General features: G+C 69.5%; 16 protein-coding genes. 7 read left to right on the top strand and 9 right to left on the bottom strand.

Annotated features, from left to right (window positions below):
- Positions 1-3 precede the first annotated feature (3 nt).
- Together ON19_RS25130 and ON19_RS25125 are read right to left on the bottom strand one after the other, a co-directional pair.
- Positions 4-210: a heavy-metal-associated domain-containing protein gene (locus ON19_RS25130; RefSeq protein WP_043697887.1), complete on the bottom strand. Its 207-nt coding sequence runs from the start codon at positions 208-210 to the stop codon at positions 4-6.
- A 115-nt stretch (positions 211-325) separates the two neighbouring features.
- Positions 326-2,137, bottom strand: a complete 1,812-nt coding sequence (locus ON19_RS25125) for an ABC-F family ATP-binding cassette domain-containing protein (protein ID WP_043697835.1) — start codon at positions 2,135-2,137, stop codon at positions 326-328.
- Between the two features lie 270 nt (positions 2,138-2,407).
- On the opposite strand from ON19_RS25125, the gene ON19_RS25120 reads away from it, so the two are divergent.
- The gene (locus ON19_RS25120; RefSeq protein ID WP_043697833.1) at positions 2,408-3,256 is read left to right on the top strand and encodes an LLM class flavin-dependent oxidoreductase; all 849 of its coding nucleotides are present in this window, start codon (positions 2,408-2,410) and stop codon (positions 3,254-3,256) included.
- 163 nt (positions 3,257-3,419) lie between these two features.
- Here ON19_RS25120 and ON19_RS25115 read toward each other — a convergent pair whose 3' ends face one another.
- Complete coding sequence (locus ON19_RS25115; protein WP_043697884.1) at positions 3,420-4,355, bottom strand: 4-(cytidine 5'-diphospho)-2-C-methyl-D-erythritol kinase; 936 nt, start codon at positions 4,353-4,355, stop codon at positions 3,420-3,422.
- A gap of 87 nt (positions 4,356-4,442) precedes the next feature.
- Positions 4,443-5,195, bottom strand: coding sequence for an SDR family oxidoreductase (locus ON19_RS25110; RefSeq protein WP_043697830.1), 753 nt, complete (start codon positions 5,193-5,195; stop codon positions 4,443-4,445).
- A 76-nt stretch (positions 5,196-5,271) separates the two neighbouring features.
- On the opposite strand from ON19_RS25110, the gene ON19_RS25105 reads away from it, so the two are divergent.
- Positions 5,272-5,862, top strand: coding sequence for a TetR/AcrR family transcriptional regulator (locus ON19_RS25105; RefSeq protein ID WP_043697828.1), 591 nt, complete (start codon positions 5,272-5,274; stop codon positions 5,860-5,862).
- Here the strand turns inward: ON19_RS25105 and ON19_RS25100 are convergent.
- Both ON19_RS25100 and ON19_RS25095 read right to left on the bottom strand, forming a co-directional pair.
- A complete protein-coding gene (locus tag ON19_RS25100) occupies positions 5,859-6,752 on the bottom strand; it encodes an Abi-alpha family protein (protein WP_043697825.1) in 894 nt (297 codons plus the stop codon). The two genes, ON19_RS25105 and ON19_RS25100, sit on opposite strands and share 4 nt — an antisense overlap.
- A complete protein-coding gene (locus ON19_RS25095; RefSeq protein WP_051169284.1) occupies positions 6,743-8,065 on the bottom strand; it encodes a DUF445 domain-containing protein in 1,323 nt (440 codons plus the stop codon). The genes ON19_RS25100 and ON19_RS25095 overlap by 10 nt, the downstream gene beginning before the upstream one ends.
- Before the next feature lie 192 nt (positions 8,066-8,257).
- Here ON19_RS25095 and ON19_RS43965 point away from each other — a divergent pair, with 192 nt between their 5' ends.
- Positions 8,258-9,136: an Abi-alpha family protein gene (locus tag ON19_RS43965; protein WP_083899617.1), complete on the top strand. Its 879-nt coding sequence runs from the start codon at positions 8,258-8,260 to the stop codon at positions 9,134-9,136.
- A gap of 454 nt (positions 9,137-9,590) precedes the next feature.
- Positions 9,591-10,118 (top strand): nuclear transport factor 2 family protein, encoded by a 528-nt coding sequence (locus tag ON19_RS25080; protein ID WP_043697876.1) that lies wholly within the window; start codon positions 9,591-9,593, stop codon positions 10,116-10,118.
- A 1-nt stretch (position 10,119) separates the two neighbouring features.
- Here the strand turns inward: ON19_RS25080 and ON19_RS25075 are convergent, their stop codons facing one another.
- The gene (locus tag ON19_RS25075) at positions 10,120-11,763 is read right to left on the bottom strand and encodes a peptide chain release factor 3 (RefSeq protein WP_043697819.1); all 1,644 of its coding nucleotides are present in this window, start codon (positions 11,761-11,763) and stop codon (positions 10,120-10,122) included.
- A gap of 303 nt (positions 11,764-12,066) precedes the next feature.
- Between ON19_RS25075 and ON19_RS25070 the strand changes: the two genes are divergently transcribed.
- Both ON19_RS25070 and pth read left to right on the top strand, forming a co-directional pair.
- The gene (locus ON19_RS25070; RefSeq protein WP_043697816.1) at positions 12,067-12,669 is read left to right on the top strand and encodes a 50S ribosomal protein L25/general stress protein Ctc; all 603 of its coding nucleotides are present in this window, start codon (positions 12,067-12,069) and stop codon (positions 12,667-12,669) included.
- Positions 12,662-13,249, top strand: a complete 588-nt coding sequence (gene pth / locus ON19_RS25065; RefSeq protein ID WP_043697814.1) for an aminoacyl-tRNA hydrolase — start codon at positions 12,662-12,664, stop codon at positions 13,247-13,249. Before ON19_RS25070 ends, pth begins: the two co-directional genes overlap by 8 nt.
- A gap of 30 nt (positions 13,250-13,279) precedes the next feature.
- On the opposite strand, the gene ON19_RS25060 is transcribed toward pth, so the two are convergent.
- Together ON19_RS25060 and ON19_RS25055 are read right to left on the bottom strand one after the other, a co-directional pair.
- The gene (locus ON19_RS25060) at positions 13,280-14,932 is read right to left on the bottom strand and encodes a fatty acyl-AMP ligase (protein ID WP_043697812.1); all 1,653 of its coding nucleotides are present in this window, start codon (positions 14,930-14,932) and stop codon (positions 13,280-13,282) included.
- Between the two features lie 97 nt (positions 14,933-15,029).
- A complete protein-coding gene (locus tag ON19_RS25055) occupies positions 15,030-15,701 on the bottom strand; it encodes a lysophospholipid acyltransferase family protein (protein ID WP_043697809.1) in 672 nt (223 codons plus the stop codon).
- A gap of 100 nt (positions 15,702-15,801) precedes the next feature.
- On the opposite strand from ON19_RS25055, the gene ON19_RS25050 reads away from it, so the two are divergent.
- Positions 15,802-16,362, top strand: coding sequence for a TetR/AcrR family transcriptional regulator (locus tag ON19_RS25050; RefSeq protein WP_043697807.1), 561 nt, complete (start codon positions 15,802-15,804; stop codon positions 16,360-16,362).
- The last annotated feature ends 33 nt before the right edge of the window (positions 16,363-16,395 follow it).

Here is a 16,395-nt window from a genome sequence, read left to right as displayed (position 1 = left end):
GGGTCAGACGGCGACTTCGTAACCGGCTTCGTCGACGGCGGCGACGATGTCGGCCTCGGCGATCGGCGCGGTGCTGTCGACCCGGACCGCGCCGCTGGCGAGGTCGACGTCGACGCTGGTCACACCGTCGATCTTGCCGATCTCGGTCTTGACGGAGCTGACGCAGTGCCCGCAGGTCATCCCCGTGACGGTGTAGGTGGTAGTGGGCATGTCCGACTCCTTCGCATCCAGATTCTCATACGAACCGGGGTAACCCGACAGGGGAAACATACCCCCTACGGGTATTGGTGTGCAAGGGTGGCGTGGCAGCGACCGACGGCGCGGCTCACACGCCGTCGGCCAGTTCCAGCCAGCGCTCTTCGGCCGTCTCCTTCTCCGCGAGCACCTGCTTGAGCTCCGCGCCCAGAGTGACCAGCTTGTCCGGGTCGGTGGCCGCGTCGGCCAGCGCGGTGTGCAAGCGCTGCTCGCGCTCGGACAGCTTGTCGATGGCGCGTTCCAGGCGGGTCAGCTCTTTGCGGGCCGCGCGGTAGGCCGCGGAGTCGGTGGCGGGGGCGTCGGCGGGCTTGGCCTCGGGGGCCGCGGCGCGCGTGCGGCTCGCGGTGAGGGTCGCGCGTTCGGCGAGATACTCCTCGATGCCGCCGGGCAGATTCGTGAGTTTGCCGTCGCCGAACAGCGCCCAGGTCGAGTCGCAGATCCGCTCGATGAGGTACCGGTCGTGGCTGATCACGACCAGCGTGCCCGCCCAGTTGTCGAGCAGGTCCTCCAGCTGTTGCAAGGTATCGATGTCCAGGTCGTTGGTCGGCTCGTCGAGCAGCAGCACGTTCGGCTCGGACATGAGGATGCGGGTCAGTTGCAGACGCCGTCGTTCGCCGCCGGACAGGTCGCCGACCGGCGTGCGCTGGCGGGCGGGTGTGAAGCCGAGTCGCTCGGCCAGCTGTCCTGCCGAGACTTCCTTGTCGCCCAGCATGATTCGCTGGGCGACCTGCTGCACCGCCTCCAGCACGCGCAGCTGGGTCGGCAGGTCGTCGAGTTCCTGGCGCAACCAGCCGATCTGCACGGTCTGGCCTTGGACGCGCTTGCCCGCGGCGAGTGCCGAACCGTTCGGACCGGTGTCTCCGGCCAGCGCGCGCAGCAGCGTCGTCTTGCCCGAGCCGTTGACGCCCACCAGGCCGACGCGCTCGCCCGGCGCCAGCCGCCAGGTCAGGTCCCGCACCAGCTCCCGGCCATCCGGGGTGGTGAGCGTGGCGTCCTCCAGCTCGACGACCATGCGGCCGAGGCGCTTGCGCGCGAAGGCGGCCAGCGAGACGCTGTCGCGCGGCGGTGGCACGTCGGCGATCAGGGCTTCGGCGGCTTCGACCCGGTAGCGCGGCTTGGACGTGCGCGCCTGCGGGCCGCGCCGCAGCCAGGCCAGTTCCTTGCGGGCCAGGTTGCGCCGCCTGGCCTCGCTCGCGTCCGCCTGACGGGCACGCTCGGCGCGGGCGAAGATCCAGTCGCCGTAACCGCCCTCGTAGCTTTCGACCTTGCCGCCGACCACTTCCCAGGTGTTGGTGGCGACGGTGTCCAGGAACCAGCGATCGTGCGTCACCACGACCAGGGCGCTGCGGCGGTCGAGCAGGTGCTCGGCCAGCCACTGCACGCCCTCCACGTCCAGGTGGTTGGTCGGCTCGTCCAGCACCAGCAGGTCGAGGTCGCGCACCAGCGCGGCGGCGAGCGCGACCCGGCGGCGTTCGCCGCCGGAGAGGTTGTCCACCAGGGTGTCCATGCCCAGATCCGCGATGCCGATACCGTCCATCACCGACCGGATCCGCGGGTCGGCGGCCCATTCGTGCTCGGCGACCTCGTCGGTCATGGCGTCGTCGGCCAGGCCCGCCAGCACCACCGAACCGACCGTCGCGCCCGCGGGCAGCACGCCGCGCTGGGTTACCACGGCCATGCGCAGGCCGCCGATCCGGCTGACCCGGCCGCTGTCCGGTTCCTCGATGCCGGTGAGCACCTCGAGCAGGGTGGTCTTGCCGCCGCCGTTCAGGCCGACGACACCGATCCGTTCGCCCGCGTGCACGCCGAGCGAGACGTTGTCCAGCAGCGGCTTGATCCCGAAGCTCTTGTGGACCTGTTCGAGATTGATCAGGTTGGACATGGATCCTTCCGTGTCTTGCGGAGGCGGTCCGATGATCGCCCCGAGTCAGCGTACCGACCGGGGCCGAGCGGCCCTCGTTCCGGCGAACAGCGGGCAGGCTTGCGGGACGAACGTTGTTCGTTTAGATTCGTGTCGAACGAACACTGTTCGTTCCATGAAACCGAATCGGCGCTCCCCAGAAGTACAGCCGCAGAGTGGGACGCCCGCCTCGCATCGAGGTGTCGGCGGGCGGCCACCGTTCCCATTCCGCTTGTCCTCTGGAGGATTCCCATGCACGTCGGCCTCGGCCTGCCCATTTCCGATCCCGCCGCCCTGCTCGACTGGGCTCGGCGCGCCGACGCGGGCCCGTTCCGCACGCTCGGCCTGCTGGACCGGCTGGTCTACGACAATCCCGAACCGCTCATCGCGCTGGCCACGATCGCCGGTGCCACCACTCGCGTCAATGTCCAGACCGAAGTGCTGCTCGCGCCGCTGCGCGACCCGGTGCTGCTCGCCAAGCAGGTCGCCACGCTGGACCGCATGTCCGGCGGCCGCCTGGTGCTCGGCCTCGGCGTCGGCGGCCGCGCCGACGACCATCTCGCCTCGGGCACCGACCTGCGTACTCGGGGCCGCCGCCTCGACGAGCAGATCGCCCTCATGCGCCGCCTGTGGTCCGGGCAGCCCTTCAGCGACGAGTGCGGGCCGATCGGCCCCGCGCCGCTGCGACCGGAAGGACCAGAAATCCTGTTCGGCGGCTTCCAGCCGGCCGCACTCGAACGCGTCGGCCGGTGCGGCGGAGGGTTCCTCGCCGCCGCCCCGCCCTCCTGGGCGGGCAAGCTTTTCGACACCGTGCGCCGCTCCTGGACGGACAACGGCCGGTCGGGTGCGCCGAGAATCGTCGCCCAGGTCAACGTGGCCCTCGGCCCCGACGAGGTGATCGAGGACGCCCGCGCATCGATGGGCGCCTACTACGCGTTCAGCGGCTACACCGACGGCATTGTCGCCGGAATGCTCAGCACGCCCGCGCAGATCCGCACGACCGTCGCCGAATTCGCCGATCTCGGCGCGGACGAGGTGATGCTCTACTGCTACGGCCGCGATGCCGATCAGGTCGACCGGCTCGCCGACGTGCTTTCCTGAACAACGCTGTAGACCACCGGTGCGCGGGTTCGATGTCCGAGCGGCGAGCAGGCCGCGACCACGGGCGGACGGCCCGCGCGCCGAGAGGCGCGGGGACCGCGAACGGACTCCCGTTCGCGCCGCCGCGCTGCATGTCGCCGCCGTGCAGCGTTCGCCCCGGCGGTCAGTGCTTCCCGGATGGGTCGCCGCTGAGGATGCGCGCACCCGGCACGGGCCCGCTGGCCGTCCGCACGCTGCGGCACACGCCCGCGCCCGCGAGTTCGGCGGCCACCGAGATCGCCGATTCCTCGCTCTCGCAGAGGAACGCGCACGTGGGCCCGGAGCCGGACACCAGCCCGGCCAGCGCGCCCGCGGTCACGCCCGCCCGCAACGTGCGGCGCAGTTCCGGCTTCAGCGACAGCGCCGCCGCCTGGAGATCGTTGCCGAGCAGGGGCGCGAGCTGCCGCGGGTCCCCGGAGGCCAGCGCCTGCATCAGCTGCTGGGGCTCGCCGAGCCGAGGCGGGTCGCCGTGCTCGCGCAACCGGTCGAGTTCGGCGAACACCGCGGGCGTGGACAGGCCGCCCTTGGCGAAGGCGAGCACCCAGTGAAACGAATTGCGCGACAGCACCGGCAGCAGCCGCTCACCGCGACCGGTGCCGAGCGCGGTGCCGCCGTGCAGCGCGAACGGCACATCGCTGCCGAGTTCGGCGGCCACCGCGCCGAGTTCCTCCCTGGACAGGCCCAGGTCCCACAGCTCGTTCAACCCGACCAGCGCGGCGGCGGCGTCGGCGCTGCCGCCCGCCATGCCCCCGGCCACCGGAATACCTTTGGCGATGGCGATTTCCACCAGGGGAGCGCGGCCGCCCAGGTGCGCGAGCCGGACCGCCGCTTTCCATACGAGGTTCGTCCGGTCGGTCGGCACTTCCGCGGCGCCCTCTCCGGTGACCCGCACGGCCAGCGAACCGGACGGGGAGATCTCCAGATCGTCGCTCAGGGACAGTGCTTGGAACACCGTGGTCAGGTCGTGGTAGCCGTCGGCACGCAGGTCGCCCACTCCGAGATGGAGGTTCACCTTCGACGGCGCCCGCACGGTCACGGGACTCGGCACTACTGACAGCACGGTGCACAAGCCTAATGGGAGTCGCCGGGCGACGCCGGTCCGTAGGCGCCGAAGAGGAGCGGGCGCGGGCGGAGCATTCCCGGCGTGTCAGAGCAGCCCGCCGCCGGTGGCGTCGATCCACTGCCCGGTCACCCACCGCGACTCGTCGGAGGCGAGGAACCCGACGACGTCGGCCACGTCCGCGGGCTGACCCACGCGGTCGAGCGGTGACATCGCCGCCACCGCCGCCTGGGTCTCGGCGTTGCGCAGCCAGCCGGCGTTCATATCGGTGTCGATGATGCCGGGCGCCACCGCGTTTACAGTGATGCCGCGTGCGCCGACCTCTTTGGCGAGCACGCTGGTGAAACTGTCGATCGCGGCTTTGGTCATGGTGTAGGCGATCAGCTGCGGCATGTACGCGCCGTGGGTCAGCCCGGTGGAGATGTTGACGATCCGGCCGCCGGTGCGCAACCGGTCCAGGCCGAGCCGGGTGACGAAGAAGGGCGCCTTCGCGTTGATCGCGAAGACGCGGTCGAACGCCGCTTCGTCGGTCCCGGAGATCGGCTCCCGGAGGCCATCGGTGCCCGCGTTGTTCACCAGGATGTCCAGTCCGTCGGCATGCGCGTCGAAGGCCGCCCACAGCGCCTCGGCGTCACCCGGCACGCCCAGTTCGGCGCGGATCGCGAACGCCGCGCCGCCCGCTGCCTCGATCGCGGCGACGGTGGCTTTCGCCGCCTGTTCGTCGGCGTTGTAGTGAACCGCGACGCGCGCGCCGTCGCGCCCCAGCCGTTCGGCTATCGCCCGGCCGATGCCCCGGCTGCTTCCGGTCACCAATGCCGTTTTGCCCGTCAGTGCGCCCATCGCGGGCCCCTTTCTCTAGCGGTCACTACAGAAAGGAAGTTAGCACATTCTCTAGTGAGCGCTATAAAATTGAGCCATGACCACGACCCGCGGGCGGCCCCGTTCCTTCGACCGGGGCGCGGCGCTGGACAAGGCGATGCGGTTGTTCTGGGAGCGCGGGTACGAGGCCACGTCGATCGGTGATCTGACCGCGGCGATGGGTATCGGCGCGCCCAGTCTGTACGCGGCGTTCGGGGACAAGAAGACACTGTTCGCCGAGGTCGTCGCGAATTTCGGCGCGCGCTACGGCGGATTCGTCGCGCGGGCGCTCGCCGAGGAGCGCACTGCCGACGCGGCCGTGCGGCGCATCCTGCGCGAGGCGGCGACGGAGTACACCCGGCCGGATTGCCCGCATGGCTGCCTGGTGAACAGCGCGGGCGTCAACACCACCACCGCCGAGATCGCCGACCTGCTACGCGACATGCGCAATCGGAATATCGACGCGTTCGCCGCACGCATCCAGGCCGACATCGCCGCGGGGGTCCTGCCGCACCATCTGGACGCGCGCACGCAGGCCCGCTACGTCGGCACGGTGATGCAGGGCATGTCCCAGGCAGCGCGGGACGGCGCGAGCCGGGCCGAGTTGGAGCAGGTGGCCGAACTCGCGCTGCGGGGCTGGGGAACCTAGTGCCCCGAGGCCCGTCCGTCCTGCACCACCACCGGCAGGCAGGTGCGCACGAAGTCCGCGCCGAAGTCGGTGAGCACCACGCTGCGATAGATCACCTTGGTGCCGAAGCCGGACCGCTTCAGCATCTCCCGCACCGGTGACTGCGCCTCCAGCAGTTGGTACCGGTTCGGATTGCCGACCGGCTCGCGCGCGTGCTCGACCAGGCCGAGCCTGCGCAGGTTGATCAGGTACTGCTGGATCCGGTTCGGGAAGCGCAGGCCGGCGTGCTCGCCGATCAGCGTGAGCATCGAGCCGAGGCGTTCGGAGCCCAGTGCGCGCGGGCGCCCGGTGCGGATGTCGATCGAGGGCTGCGGCCCGTCCAGATGCAGGAAACGCAGGATGCGCGCCTCGTCCGGGGTCAGCTCGGCCAGCATGCCCGCGAAGGCCGGGTGGTTGTCGTCCTCGCCGTGCGGGCTGGCCGACAATCGCAGCAGCGCGGCGCCCTGCTCACGCAGCGTCGGCACGGCGTCCTGCGCGGTCGGTTCCCCCGCGACCGGAATACCGAGCGCTTTGCGCATCGCGTCGCGAACCTCGGACTCGGCCTCGGCCAACACCTCTCGCGGCGGCGCTCCCTCGATGCTGCGCCGCACGACGGTCGAGGTGACCCCGACCGCGGTGCCGACACCCCAGGAGGTCACCCCGGTGACGGCGGTCCACGCGACCCGGGCGACGCCCGTCGCGGCACGCACGGTGGCCACGGGAACCGTTACCCGTCTGGATAATTCGTCGGTGCGAGCGATGTCCGAAGCCGGCCGCCGGGCGATCTCCTGCGATGGCTCGGCATTCGCCGCCGCCGCGTCGAGGTGCTCGACGGCCTCGATATCGCCGCCGTCCGGACCCGCTACAGCCATGATGTCGCCACTCCCGTTCCGAAGATCAGGATATGAGCGTATCCGGCGAAGAGCCCCAACACGCCGCCATGGACGAAAAGGAGCCATTCATCCTGCTTGATGGCCGCGCGCAACATGTCGACGAAGTCCGGCGGCGACAACATCGCCATCTGCCTGGCGATGTATTCGTTGATCTGCCTGCCCTGACGGACGTTGAACTCCGGGTCGGCGAACGCGATCGGCGCGATGGCCATCGCTTCGCTGGTGAACGTCGATTGCAACGAGTCGTATTCGCGGCTGCCGAGCATGAACTTGACGGCGGGACGCGCCGGGCCGAGCGCGCGGTCGGCGGCGGGGCGCAGCGTGTCCTCCAGCATCTGCATGGTGCGATCCGAGCGCGGGCCGTTGAGCAACTCGTCACCGATATTCGCCACGGTGATCACCTGACTGGAAACCAATTCCGCGTAGCCGTCGGTGATTTCGGACTTGCGTTTGATCAGCAGGCCCTGCCGCCACGGAACCCACCACTTCGGATAGGCGGGCGCGAAGATCATATTGATGCCGATCCAGTTGACCACCCAGCCGATGATCACGCCGCCGAGCGGCAGCACGACCAGGCTGGACCATCCGGTCAGATGCAGGGCGGCGACCAGCACCACGCCCATCGGCGCGCCGAAGTAGAAACCGAAGTTCTGCATGAATCGCAGTTCCTTCGCGCCGAGCACCTGGAACAGCGTGTTGAGCAGATGCGGCCGGGCCTGGAAGTAGCGGATCACCATCTGCTTCACATCGAGCAGCTGATCGATATTCGCGCCCAATTCCTCGGTCAGCTCGCGCAGGATCTCCGGCAGTTGCTGGCGCACCCGGGCGTGCACCATGTCGCGCACCTGGGCGGGCAGGTTGTACCAGAGCTGGGGATGCTCGCGGCGCAGGATGTCCTCGACGATGTCCTTGATCTGCTCGTCGGCGATGCTCGCCAGATGCTCGGCCAGCTTGTCCGGCTCCAGTTCCCGGTAGAAATCGGCGACGCTGCCCAGTTTGGCCAGGCCCTTGTCGACCGCGATGCTGGCCATCTTGTCCGCACGGGAGGGGACGATGCCCTGCCAGCCGAATCGGCCGTCGTAGCTCAGCAGGGGAAGAACTTGAATTCGCTTGGGAAGGAACGGATACAGTGCGCGCAGACCGGGAACTCGGACGCCGTGGAAGGCGACCGGCTTGAACAGCATGAGCACGCCGGTCCAGTTGGTGATGTAGCCGATCACGCCGGTGAAAAGCGGTATCGTCACGAGCTCGAGGAGGATCGTGGGGTGGATTCCGAATACGCTCTCTAACACGACACCCTCCTGCCGATACACCGGTGCTCGCCGCCTCACCGGCACCCAAAACTAGCACCCCCTCGGCAAAGAAACCTTATTGTGCGCCGCGTGCCGGTCGGACTGTCCGAGTCAGGCGGTGCGAATGACCCACGACACAAGGGGAAGTAATCTGTGGAGCGGATTCGTTCCCCCGGCGATATCGGAGAAAACGTGGCAGACGACAGGACCGGACAGGATGTGGCCAGGCCAGGTCCCCGCGCCGTCGAGCGCAGTTCGGATGTCGAACAGCGGCAGATCAGCAACGAGGCCCGGCTGATCCGCGGCGTGTTCCGAGCGGCAGGCCTGGCCGCGGGCACCGTCGTGCGCGGAAGCCAGTGGGCGGTCGGCACGACCTACGAGGTCACCAAGGAGATCACCCAGGCCGCGCTGGACGGGGAGTCCTCGGCCGAGATCGCCGAGCGGACCGGAAACGCGTTGCGCTCTATCGCCCGCAGCGCGCTCGGCGTCACCGAGGGCTCGGTCCGGGAGATCGTCAGCTATGTCCCGACCTCCAACGGCCCCGCCTCGCAGCAGACGCTGCCGGTCGGCTCCTACTTCCGCTCGGCCACCAGCGAGGAACTGCGCCGCCGCGGTGACGCGCTGCTGGCCAGGTCCGCCGACGTCTACTTCACCGAGGACGTACACCCGGCCTACGACCGCATCCTCGACGAGCTCGCGCCCGACGAGGCGCGCATCCTGCGCTTCATGGCGCTCAACGGCCCGCAGCCGTCGGTCGACGTGCGCACCAACCGCCCGCTGGGGATCGGCTCGGAACTGGTGCAGGGCGATCTCACCTCGGTGCCCGATCAGGCGGGAGTGCGCTACCCGGACCGGTCGCGCTCCTATCTGATCAACCTCAACCGCCTCGGGCTGACGCTGACCTCGGACGATCCGGTGGTGTTGAGCCGGTACATGGTGCTCGAGGTGCAGCCCGTGGTGGAGGCGGCGCTGAAGAAAGCGGGCCGGGCGCCGAAGATCGTGCGCAAGAGTCTCCGACTGACCGAGTTCGGCGAGGACTTCTGCCGCACCTGCTTCACGATCGGATCCTGACGCCCGAGTTGATCTTCGCCGGCATGTTTCCCTACGCCGTGATAGCAATCTGATACAACTCTCCCAATCCGGCCTCCGGGATGGGATTGTTGAGGGTATGGATCAGCGAACCGGCGGGCAGGGGCGCGGCGACCCAGGTTTGGGCATCGCTGGGCAAGTGCGTAGTGACCGGGGTACGGGCTCCGGTGGTCAGCAGCGCGACGACCCGGAATTCCCTCCGGGCCGGCAAGGGCGCGGCGGGGTGGACATCGATTCCGGCGTACCGGAGCAGGAAGAGCGGGACGTCGATCCGGGCGGTTCGGGGCCGGGGCGCGGCCAGCGGGCGACGCCCACCGGTGAACGGGAACAGGACGACCGGCGCGCCGGTGGCGGCCGGTTGCGCTTCGACGCGGGACCGATCGACTTCGGCCAGGTGCGCGGCGATCCGCGCCCGGGGGGCGGCCAGGAGCGGGAGGTGGACGACGTCGCGGCGATCTCCCGGCTGAAGTACCGGTATCTGCGCACCCTCGACACCAAATCATGGGACGAGTTCGCGGACACCATGATCCCCGAGGCGACCGCGACATACAGCGAATATCTCCAGTTCGAATCGCGCGAGGCGTTCATCGCGTTCATGCGCAACACGCTCGGGCCGCACGTGATCACCGAGCACCGCTGCGATCATCCCGAGATCGATGTGGACGGCGACACGGCCGACGGCACCTGGTATCTCGCCGACACGGTCCTCATTCCGGGCCACAACATGCTGCTGCGCGGGGCGGCCTTCTACACCGACCGCTACGTCCGCTGCGACGACGGCCGTTGGCGGATCTCGCACACCGGCTACGAACGCACCTACGAGGTGGTGCTCTCGCTCAGCGACCTGCCCAGCCTGCGCCTGACCTCCAGCCGCTGGGGCCTGATCGCCAAAGAAGACGGCATCTCCTCGGTCGAGCGCGACCCCGGCGCTGCGCCGATGCGGCCGGAGTCCGAGGCCGGCTGACTCAGTCGGCGGTGGCGACCAGGGGCTCCAAGGTGAGCGCCGGGTGCTCCTTCTCGATGTATTGCAGCCGCCATTTGTCGCTGAACAGCGCGAGCAGCGCACCGTCTGAGCGGGTGAACACCTCCACGCCCCGCTGGCGCCCGAGTTCCTCCGCCGACGCGGCATCGGTGCGCCGGGCCAGCGTGTAGCCGAGGTGCTCCATGGTGGTCTCGACGTTGAACTCCGTCAGCATGCGCGCGGTGACCACCTCGAACTGCATCGGGCCGACGGCCGCCAGGACGGGGGAGGCGTCGCCACGGATGTCGTTGCGCAGCACCTGCACCACGCCCTCGGAATCGAGCTGGTCGACGGCCTTGCGGAACTGCTTGTACTTGCCCGCGGACCGCGCCCGCAGCACGGCGAAATGCTCCGGCGCGAACGACGGGATCGGCGGGAATTCCACCTTCTTGTCCACGAACAGCGTGTGGCCCGGCGCCAGGGCCGTCGCGTTGACCAGGCCGACGACGTCACCCGGGTAGGCGGTGTCGACGGTGGCGCGTTCGCGGCCGAACACGGTCAGCGCGTACTTCGTGGCGAACGGCCGCCCGGTCTGCGCGTGGGTGACCACCATGCCGCGTTCGAACTCACCGGACACGATCCGCATGAAGGCCAGGCGGTCCCGGTGTGCGGCGTCCATACCGGCCTGCACCTTGAACACCACCGCGCTGAACGGCTCGCCGGTCTCCCTCGGCTTGCCCTCGACGTCACGCCGCGGCCCCGGCGGCGGAGCGAGCGCGACCAGCGTTTCCAGCAGTTGCCGCACGCCGAAGTTCAGCATCGCGGAGGCGTAGATGACCGGTGAGGTCTGCCCGGCGAGGAACAGTTCCTGATCGTGGTCCTGGCCGGTGGCCGAGAGCAGCTCGCTCTCCTCCGCGGCGGTGTTCCACGGCTCGCCTTCGCGCGCCTCGGCCGCCTCGGGCGTGAGCGACTCCTCCGGTGCGATGGTCGCGCCGCCCGCGGTACGGGTGAAGTGGATGTATTCCAGCGGGGCGCCGTCCGGGCCGCGGCGCAGGAGGCCGCGGAAGTCTCCCGCGATGCCGACCGGCAGGAACAGCGGGGTGGGGGTGAGGCCGATCCGCTCATCGATCTCGTCGAGCAGCTCCAGCGGCGCCCGGCCCGGCCGGTCCCACTTGTTGATCACGGTGATCACCGGGATGCCGCGGTGCCTGCACACCTGGAACAGCTTCAGGGTCTGCGGCTCGAGGCCCTTGGCGGCATCGATCAGCATCACCGCGGCGTCGACGGCGGTGAGTACCCGGTAGGTGTCCTCGGAGAAATCGGAGTGGCCGGGGGTGTCGACCAGGTTGATCACGTGGTCGACGTCGGAGCCCGCGGCGCGGTAGTTGAACTGCAGCGCGGTGGAGCTGACCGAGATGCCGCGCGCCTTCTCCATCTCCATCCAGTCCGAGACGGTGGACTTGCGCCCGGCCTTGCCGTGGATCGCGCCCGCCTCGGAGATCATCCTGGCGTGCAGGGCGAGCGCCTCGGTGAGCGTGGACTTGCCCGCGTCGGGATGGGAGATCACCGCGAACGTGCGCCGGCGGGCTACCTCGGCGGGTAACCCGCGGGGTGCGGGCGCGACAACACCCTCAGGGGAGGCGCTCAACGCAAGACAACCTTTCGCAGATGACCGATCGGCAACCCCGCCAGCGTACGCGACGCGCCCGAGCGCGAGCCGAACCGCGGGTGACCACCCGATTCAAAGAGCGCTCGTGCGCTGAGGTATGGTGTTCGGGTTGTCTCGGCGAGGGTGACCGCAGACCAAGTTTGCGACACCGTGATCGACGCGGCGCGGCTTCCGGCCGTCCTCGTTCGGTCTTCGCCCCGACGAGTAGACCACCCCGTCAGGTGTGCCGAACCCCTGACGTGTAATTGCCAGCCCGGAAGAGCCGTAGGAGTAGATCCAGTCATGTCCGACGTCAACCTTCTCGAAGCATCCGTACGCACCGAGTTCGGCAAGGGCGCCGCCCGCCGCACCCGTCGTTCGGGCAACGTCCCGGCCGTGCTGTACGGCCACCAGTCCGACCCGCAGCACCTGTCGGTCAACGCCCAGGCTTTCGCCGCCATCCTGCGCGAGCACGGCACCAACGCGGTGCTCAACCTCGTCATCGACGGCAAGCAGCAGCTGGCGCTGACCAAGTCCGTTGTGGTGCACCCGATTCGCCGCTACATCGAGCACGCCGACCTGCTGATCATCAAGCGCGGCGAGAAGGTCACCGCCGACGTGAACGTGGCCATCACCGGCGACGCCGCCCCCGGCACCCTGGTCACCCAGGAGGCCACCACCGTCTCCATCGAGGCCGACGCCATGAAGCTGCCCGAGGCCATCGAGGTCTCGGTCGAGGGCGTCGAGGCGGGCACCCAGATCACCGCGGGCGCGCTCGAACTGCCCGCCGGTGTCACCCTGGCCGTCGATGCCGAGACCCTGATCGTCAACGTCATCGCCGCCCCGGCCGCCGAGCCCACCGAGGGCGAGGCAGCGGCCGAGGCCGAGGGCGAGAGCGCTGAGTAGCACCGAATCGTCCGCCGGGCCCGCGCTCGTCGTCGGACTGGGTAACCCCGGTCCCGAGTACGAGCGCACCCGGCACAATGTCGGTTTCCTGGTCGCCGACGTGCTCGCCGAGCGCGTCGGCGGCCGTTTCGGTGTGCACAAGAAATCCGGCGCCGACCTGCTGCAAGCGCGGCTGGACGGGCGCCAGGTGCTGATCGCGAAGCCGCGATCTTTCATGAACGTGTCCGGCAGGCCGGTGGCCGCGCTGGCGAAGTTCTTCTCGGTGCCGCCGACCGAGGTGATCGTCGTGCACGACGAACTCGACCTGCCGTTCGGCGCGATCCGGCTCAAGCGCGGTGGCGGTGAGGGCGGGCACAACGGCCTCCGCTCGGTCTCCAGCGCCCTGACCACCAAGGACTATCTGCGCACCCGCATCGGCATCGGCCGCCCGCCGGGCCGCCAGGACCCGGCCGACTACGTGCTGAAACCGTTCTCGGCGCCGGAGCGCAAAGAGGTCCCGGTGATCGTCGAGCAGGCCGCCGACGCGGTGGAGCTGCTGCTGCGCGTCGGGCTGGAGACCGCGCAGAACCAATTGCACTGAGCCGCACCCGCGCTCGGCCCGCCGGGACGGTCAGCCCCGGGGCAGATGCATCGCGGTCGCGGCCCTGCGCAGTTTGCCGGAGGAGGTCTTCGGCAGTGCGCCCGGCCCGAGCACGGCGACGGTACGCGGCCGTGCGCCGACCTCCGCGAACACCGCGTGCACGATCTCGCGCTCGATGCGCTTGACCTCCTCGTGGTTCTGGTGGCTGCCGCTCTCCACCACCACGGCGAAACTCTCCCGCTTCTGGCCCGCGTCCAGCCGTACCGCCACCGCGTTGCCGGGGCGGACACCGTCCACCCTGGTCGCCGCGCGCTCGATGTCGGTGGGGTAGATGTTGCGGCCGCCCATGATGATGACGTCCTTCATCCGGCCGCACACCACGATCAGTCCCTCGTCGGTGAAGTAGCCGATGTCGCCGGTGTCCAGCCAGCCCTCGTTGTCCTGGGCGGGCTGGAACCCGTCCATCGTCACGTACCCGGAAGTGACGGCGGGACCGCGTAATTCGATCACGCCGACCGACCGGGTCGGCAGCGGTTGCCGTTCGCTGTCGACGATCCGGCCCTCCAGCTGGTCCACCAGGTAGCCGAGGGTGGGCAAACGGCGGATGTTGGCGGGATGGCCGTGCTCCTCCGGCACGGGCACCGCCTTGCCGAGCGCCTCGAGCAGATCGGCATCGATCACGTCGAGCACCTGACCGTGGCCGGGATCCGGGATGGATACCGCGAGCGTGGTCTCGGCCATGCCGTAGACCGGCGTGAGCGCCATGGGGTTGAGGCCGAAACGCTTCCCGGCCGCGGCCAAGGCGTCCATGGTGTCCGGGTCCACCGGTTCGGCGCCGTTCCACATGTAGCGCACGCTGCTGAGGTCGAACGCGCCGTCGTCGGCCTGCCGCAGCCGCCTGGCCAACAGCGAATAGGCGAAATTGGGTGCGGCGGTGACCGTTCCGCGGTACTTGCTGATCAGCTCCGCCCACAGCAGCGGCCTGGTGAGGAAGTCCAGCGGCGTCACGCATACCACTTCGGCGCCGAATTGCATGGGGACACTGAGGAATCCGACCATGCCCATGTCATGGAACAGCGGCAGCCAGCTGACCATCACGTCGTCGTCGAGCTGGAATTTCACCCGGTCGAACATGGCATGGGCGTTGACGAAGAAGTTCTCGTGCGTGATCCGCACCGCCTTGGGCGAACCGGTCGAACCGGAGGTCAACTGCTGCAAAGCGATATCGCCCTCGGCGGTGGGCACCGGGTCGATGTCGGGGCCGTCGGGCAGCTGGTCGATGCGCACCACGGTGATGCCGCGTTCGCGCAGCAGCGGTTCGGCCGCCTCGAACGGCGCGCCGAGCACGACCGCGCGCGCTTCGATCATGGTCAGCACGGTCTCGGTGTCGCGCGCCCAGACCACCAGGTCGGTGCGCGGAGTGGGCTGGTGCAGCATGGTGATCGACGCGCCGCGCATCCAGACGGCCTGGCAGGCCGGGGCGATGTCGACCGGCATGCCGGCGAGCACGCCGACGGCGTCGCCGTGCCCGATCCCGGCTGCGGCCAGCCCGCCCGCCATCCGTCGAGCGATACGGTGGATTTCGGCCCAGGTGCGCCGCAGCGGGGCGCTCGGCTCGCCGGTCACGAGTCCGCGCTCGGAGGTCCGCGCCGTGGCATACATCTCGTCGGTGAACCTGCTCAATGTTCATCTCCTAACCACCAGCTGTCGCCGGGAATCGGCCTCCCCCAACTATCCCGCCATCGCGGTGCCGCGTTAACCCCCTTTCTGGGGGCGCAGGTCAGCGCCGGGACGCGGGCGTCCGAAAGGTAGCCGCGTAGCGATCGACATAGTGCCGGCCCGAGCGCGCGGCCATCTCGCGCATCAGCTCGTCGGTGGCGGCGCGCACCAGGTGACGCTGCTCGGTCGCCGGGTAGCGGCGCGGGGCACCGAACTCGATGCGCACCTTGCCGAAACGCGGCAGACGGCTGCCGCGCGGGTTCACCCGGTCGGTGCCCGCGAGCGTCACCGGGACGACCGGCGCGCCGGTGGCCATGGCCACCCGCAAGGTGCCGGTGCGGCCGCGATAGATCCGCCCGTCCGGGGATCGGGTGCCCTCGGGATGAATGGCCCAGACGCCGCCCGCCGCCAGGATGCGGGTAGCGGCGGCGAGCGCGTCCGCGGCCGCGCTGCCACCGGTCCGATCGACCGGGACCTGTCCGGAGACCGAGTAGAACCACCGGTTGAACCGGCCGCGCAGGCCCTTACCGGTGAAGTACTCCTGTTTCGCCAAGAACGTCACGCGTCGCGGGACGACCAGCGCGAGATACAGCGAATCGATCACGGCGAGGTGATTGGCCGCGATGATGACCGGTCCGGTGCGCGGGATGTTGTCCAGCCCGGTAACTGCGGGTCTGCCGAGCAGCCGCAGCGCCGGGCCGAGCAAGACGTACTTGAACAGCGGATACCACACGGGAACCTCCAGAAGACGAGTGCGTAGACAATGTCTACCCGATTGAGTAGACACTGTCTACTCGCGTGACCCGGCGGCCCCGGCCGTAGACAATGTCTGCATGGTGGAGAGCGAATCACTGCGGGACCGACTGGTCGACGCGGGCGTCGACCTGCTCGAAGAGGTCGGTGCGGCGCAACTGGGACTGCGGGCCATCACCCGGGCCGCGGGCGTCTCCCACGGTGCGCCGCGGCGGCACTTCCCCACCCACCGCGCACTGCTGGCCGCCGTCGCGGCACGCGGGTTCGCCGACCTCACCGACCGGTTCACCGAGGCGGATACCGGGTCCGCGCGCGAGCGGCTCGCACGGATGAGCGCCGAGTACATCGAGTTCGCCGGGCACCGGCCGGAGATGTTCGGCTTGATGTTCCGGCACGACCTGCTCGAGGGCTCCGGCGAGAATCTGCGGTCGGTCACCCTGCCGCTGTTCGCGCGCTTCGCCGACCTGGTCGGTGCGGCGGCGGCCTCCGGCGCGATCGATCCGCGCGCTCGCGCCCTCGCGCTGTGGACCAATCTGCACGGCATCGCCACCGTGCGGGCCAATCGCAGCTTGCGTCTGGTCGAGCCGGGTGTCGACGTGGCGGCTCTGGTGGCCAGGGCACTCGAAGTACACCTGGCCTGAACCGCTGTTCGGGCAGGTTTCCGCGTCCGGCGC

It is taken from the genome of Nocardia abscessus NBRC 100374, assembly GCF_000308455.1.
In the GTDB taxonomy this organism is placed as follows: domain Bacteria; phylum Actinomycetota; class Actinomycetes; order Mycobacteriales; family Mycobacteriaceae; genus Nocardia; species Nocardia abscessus.
Note: the sequence above shows the minus strand (reverse complement) of the source record. Positions and strands in the feature narration are given on the sequence as shown.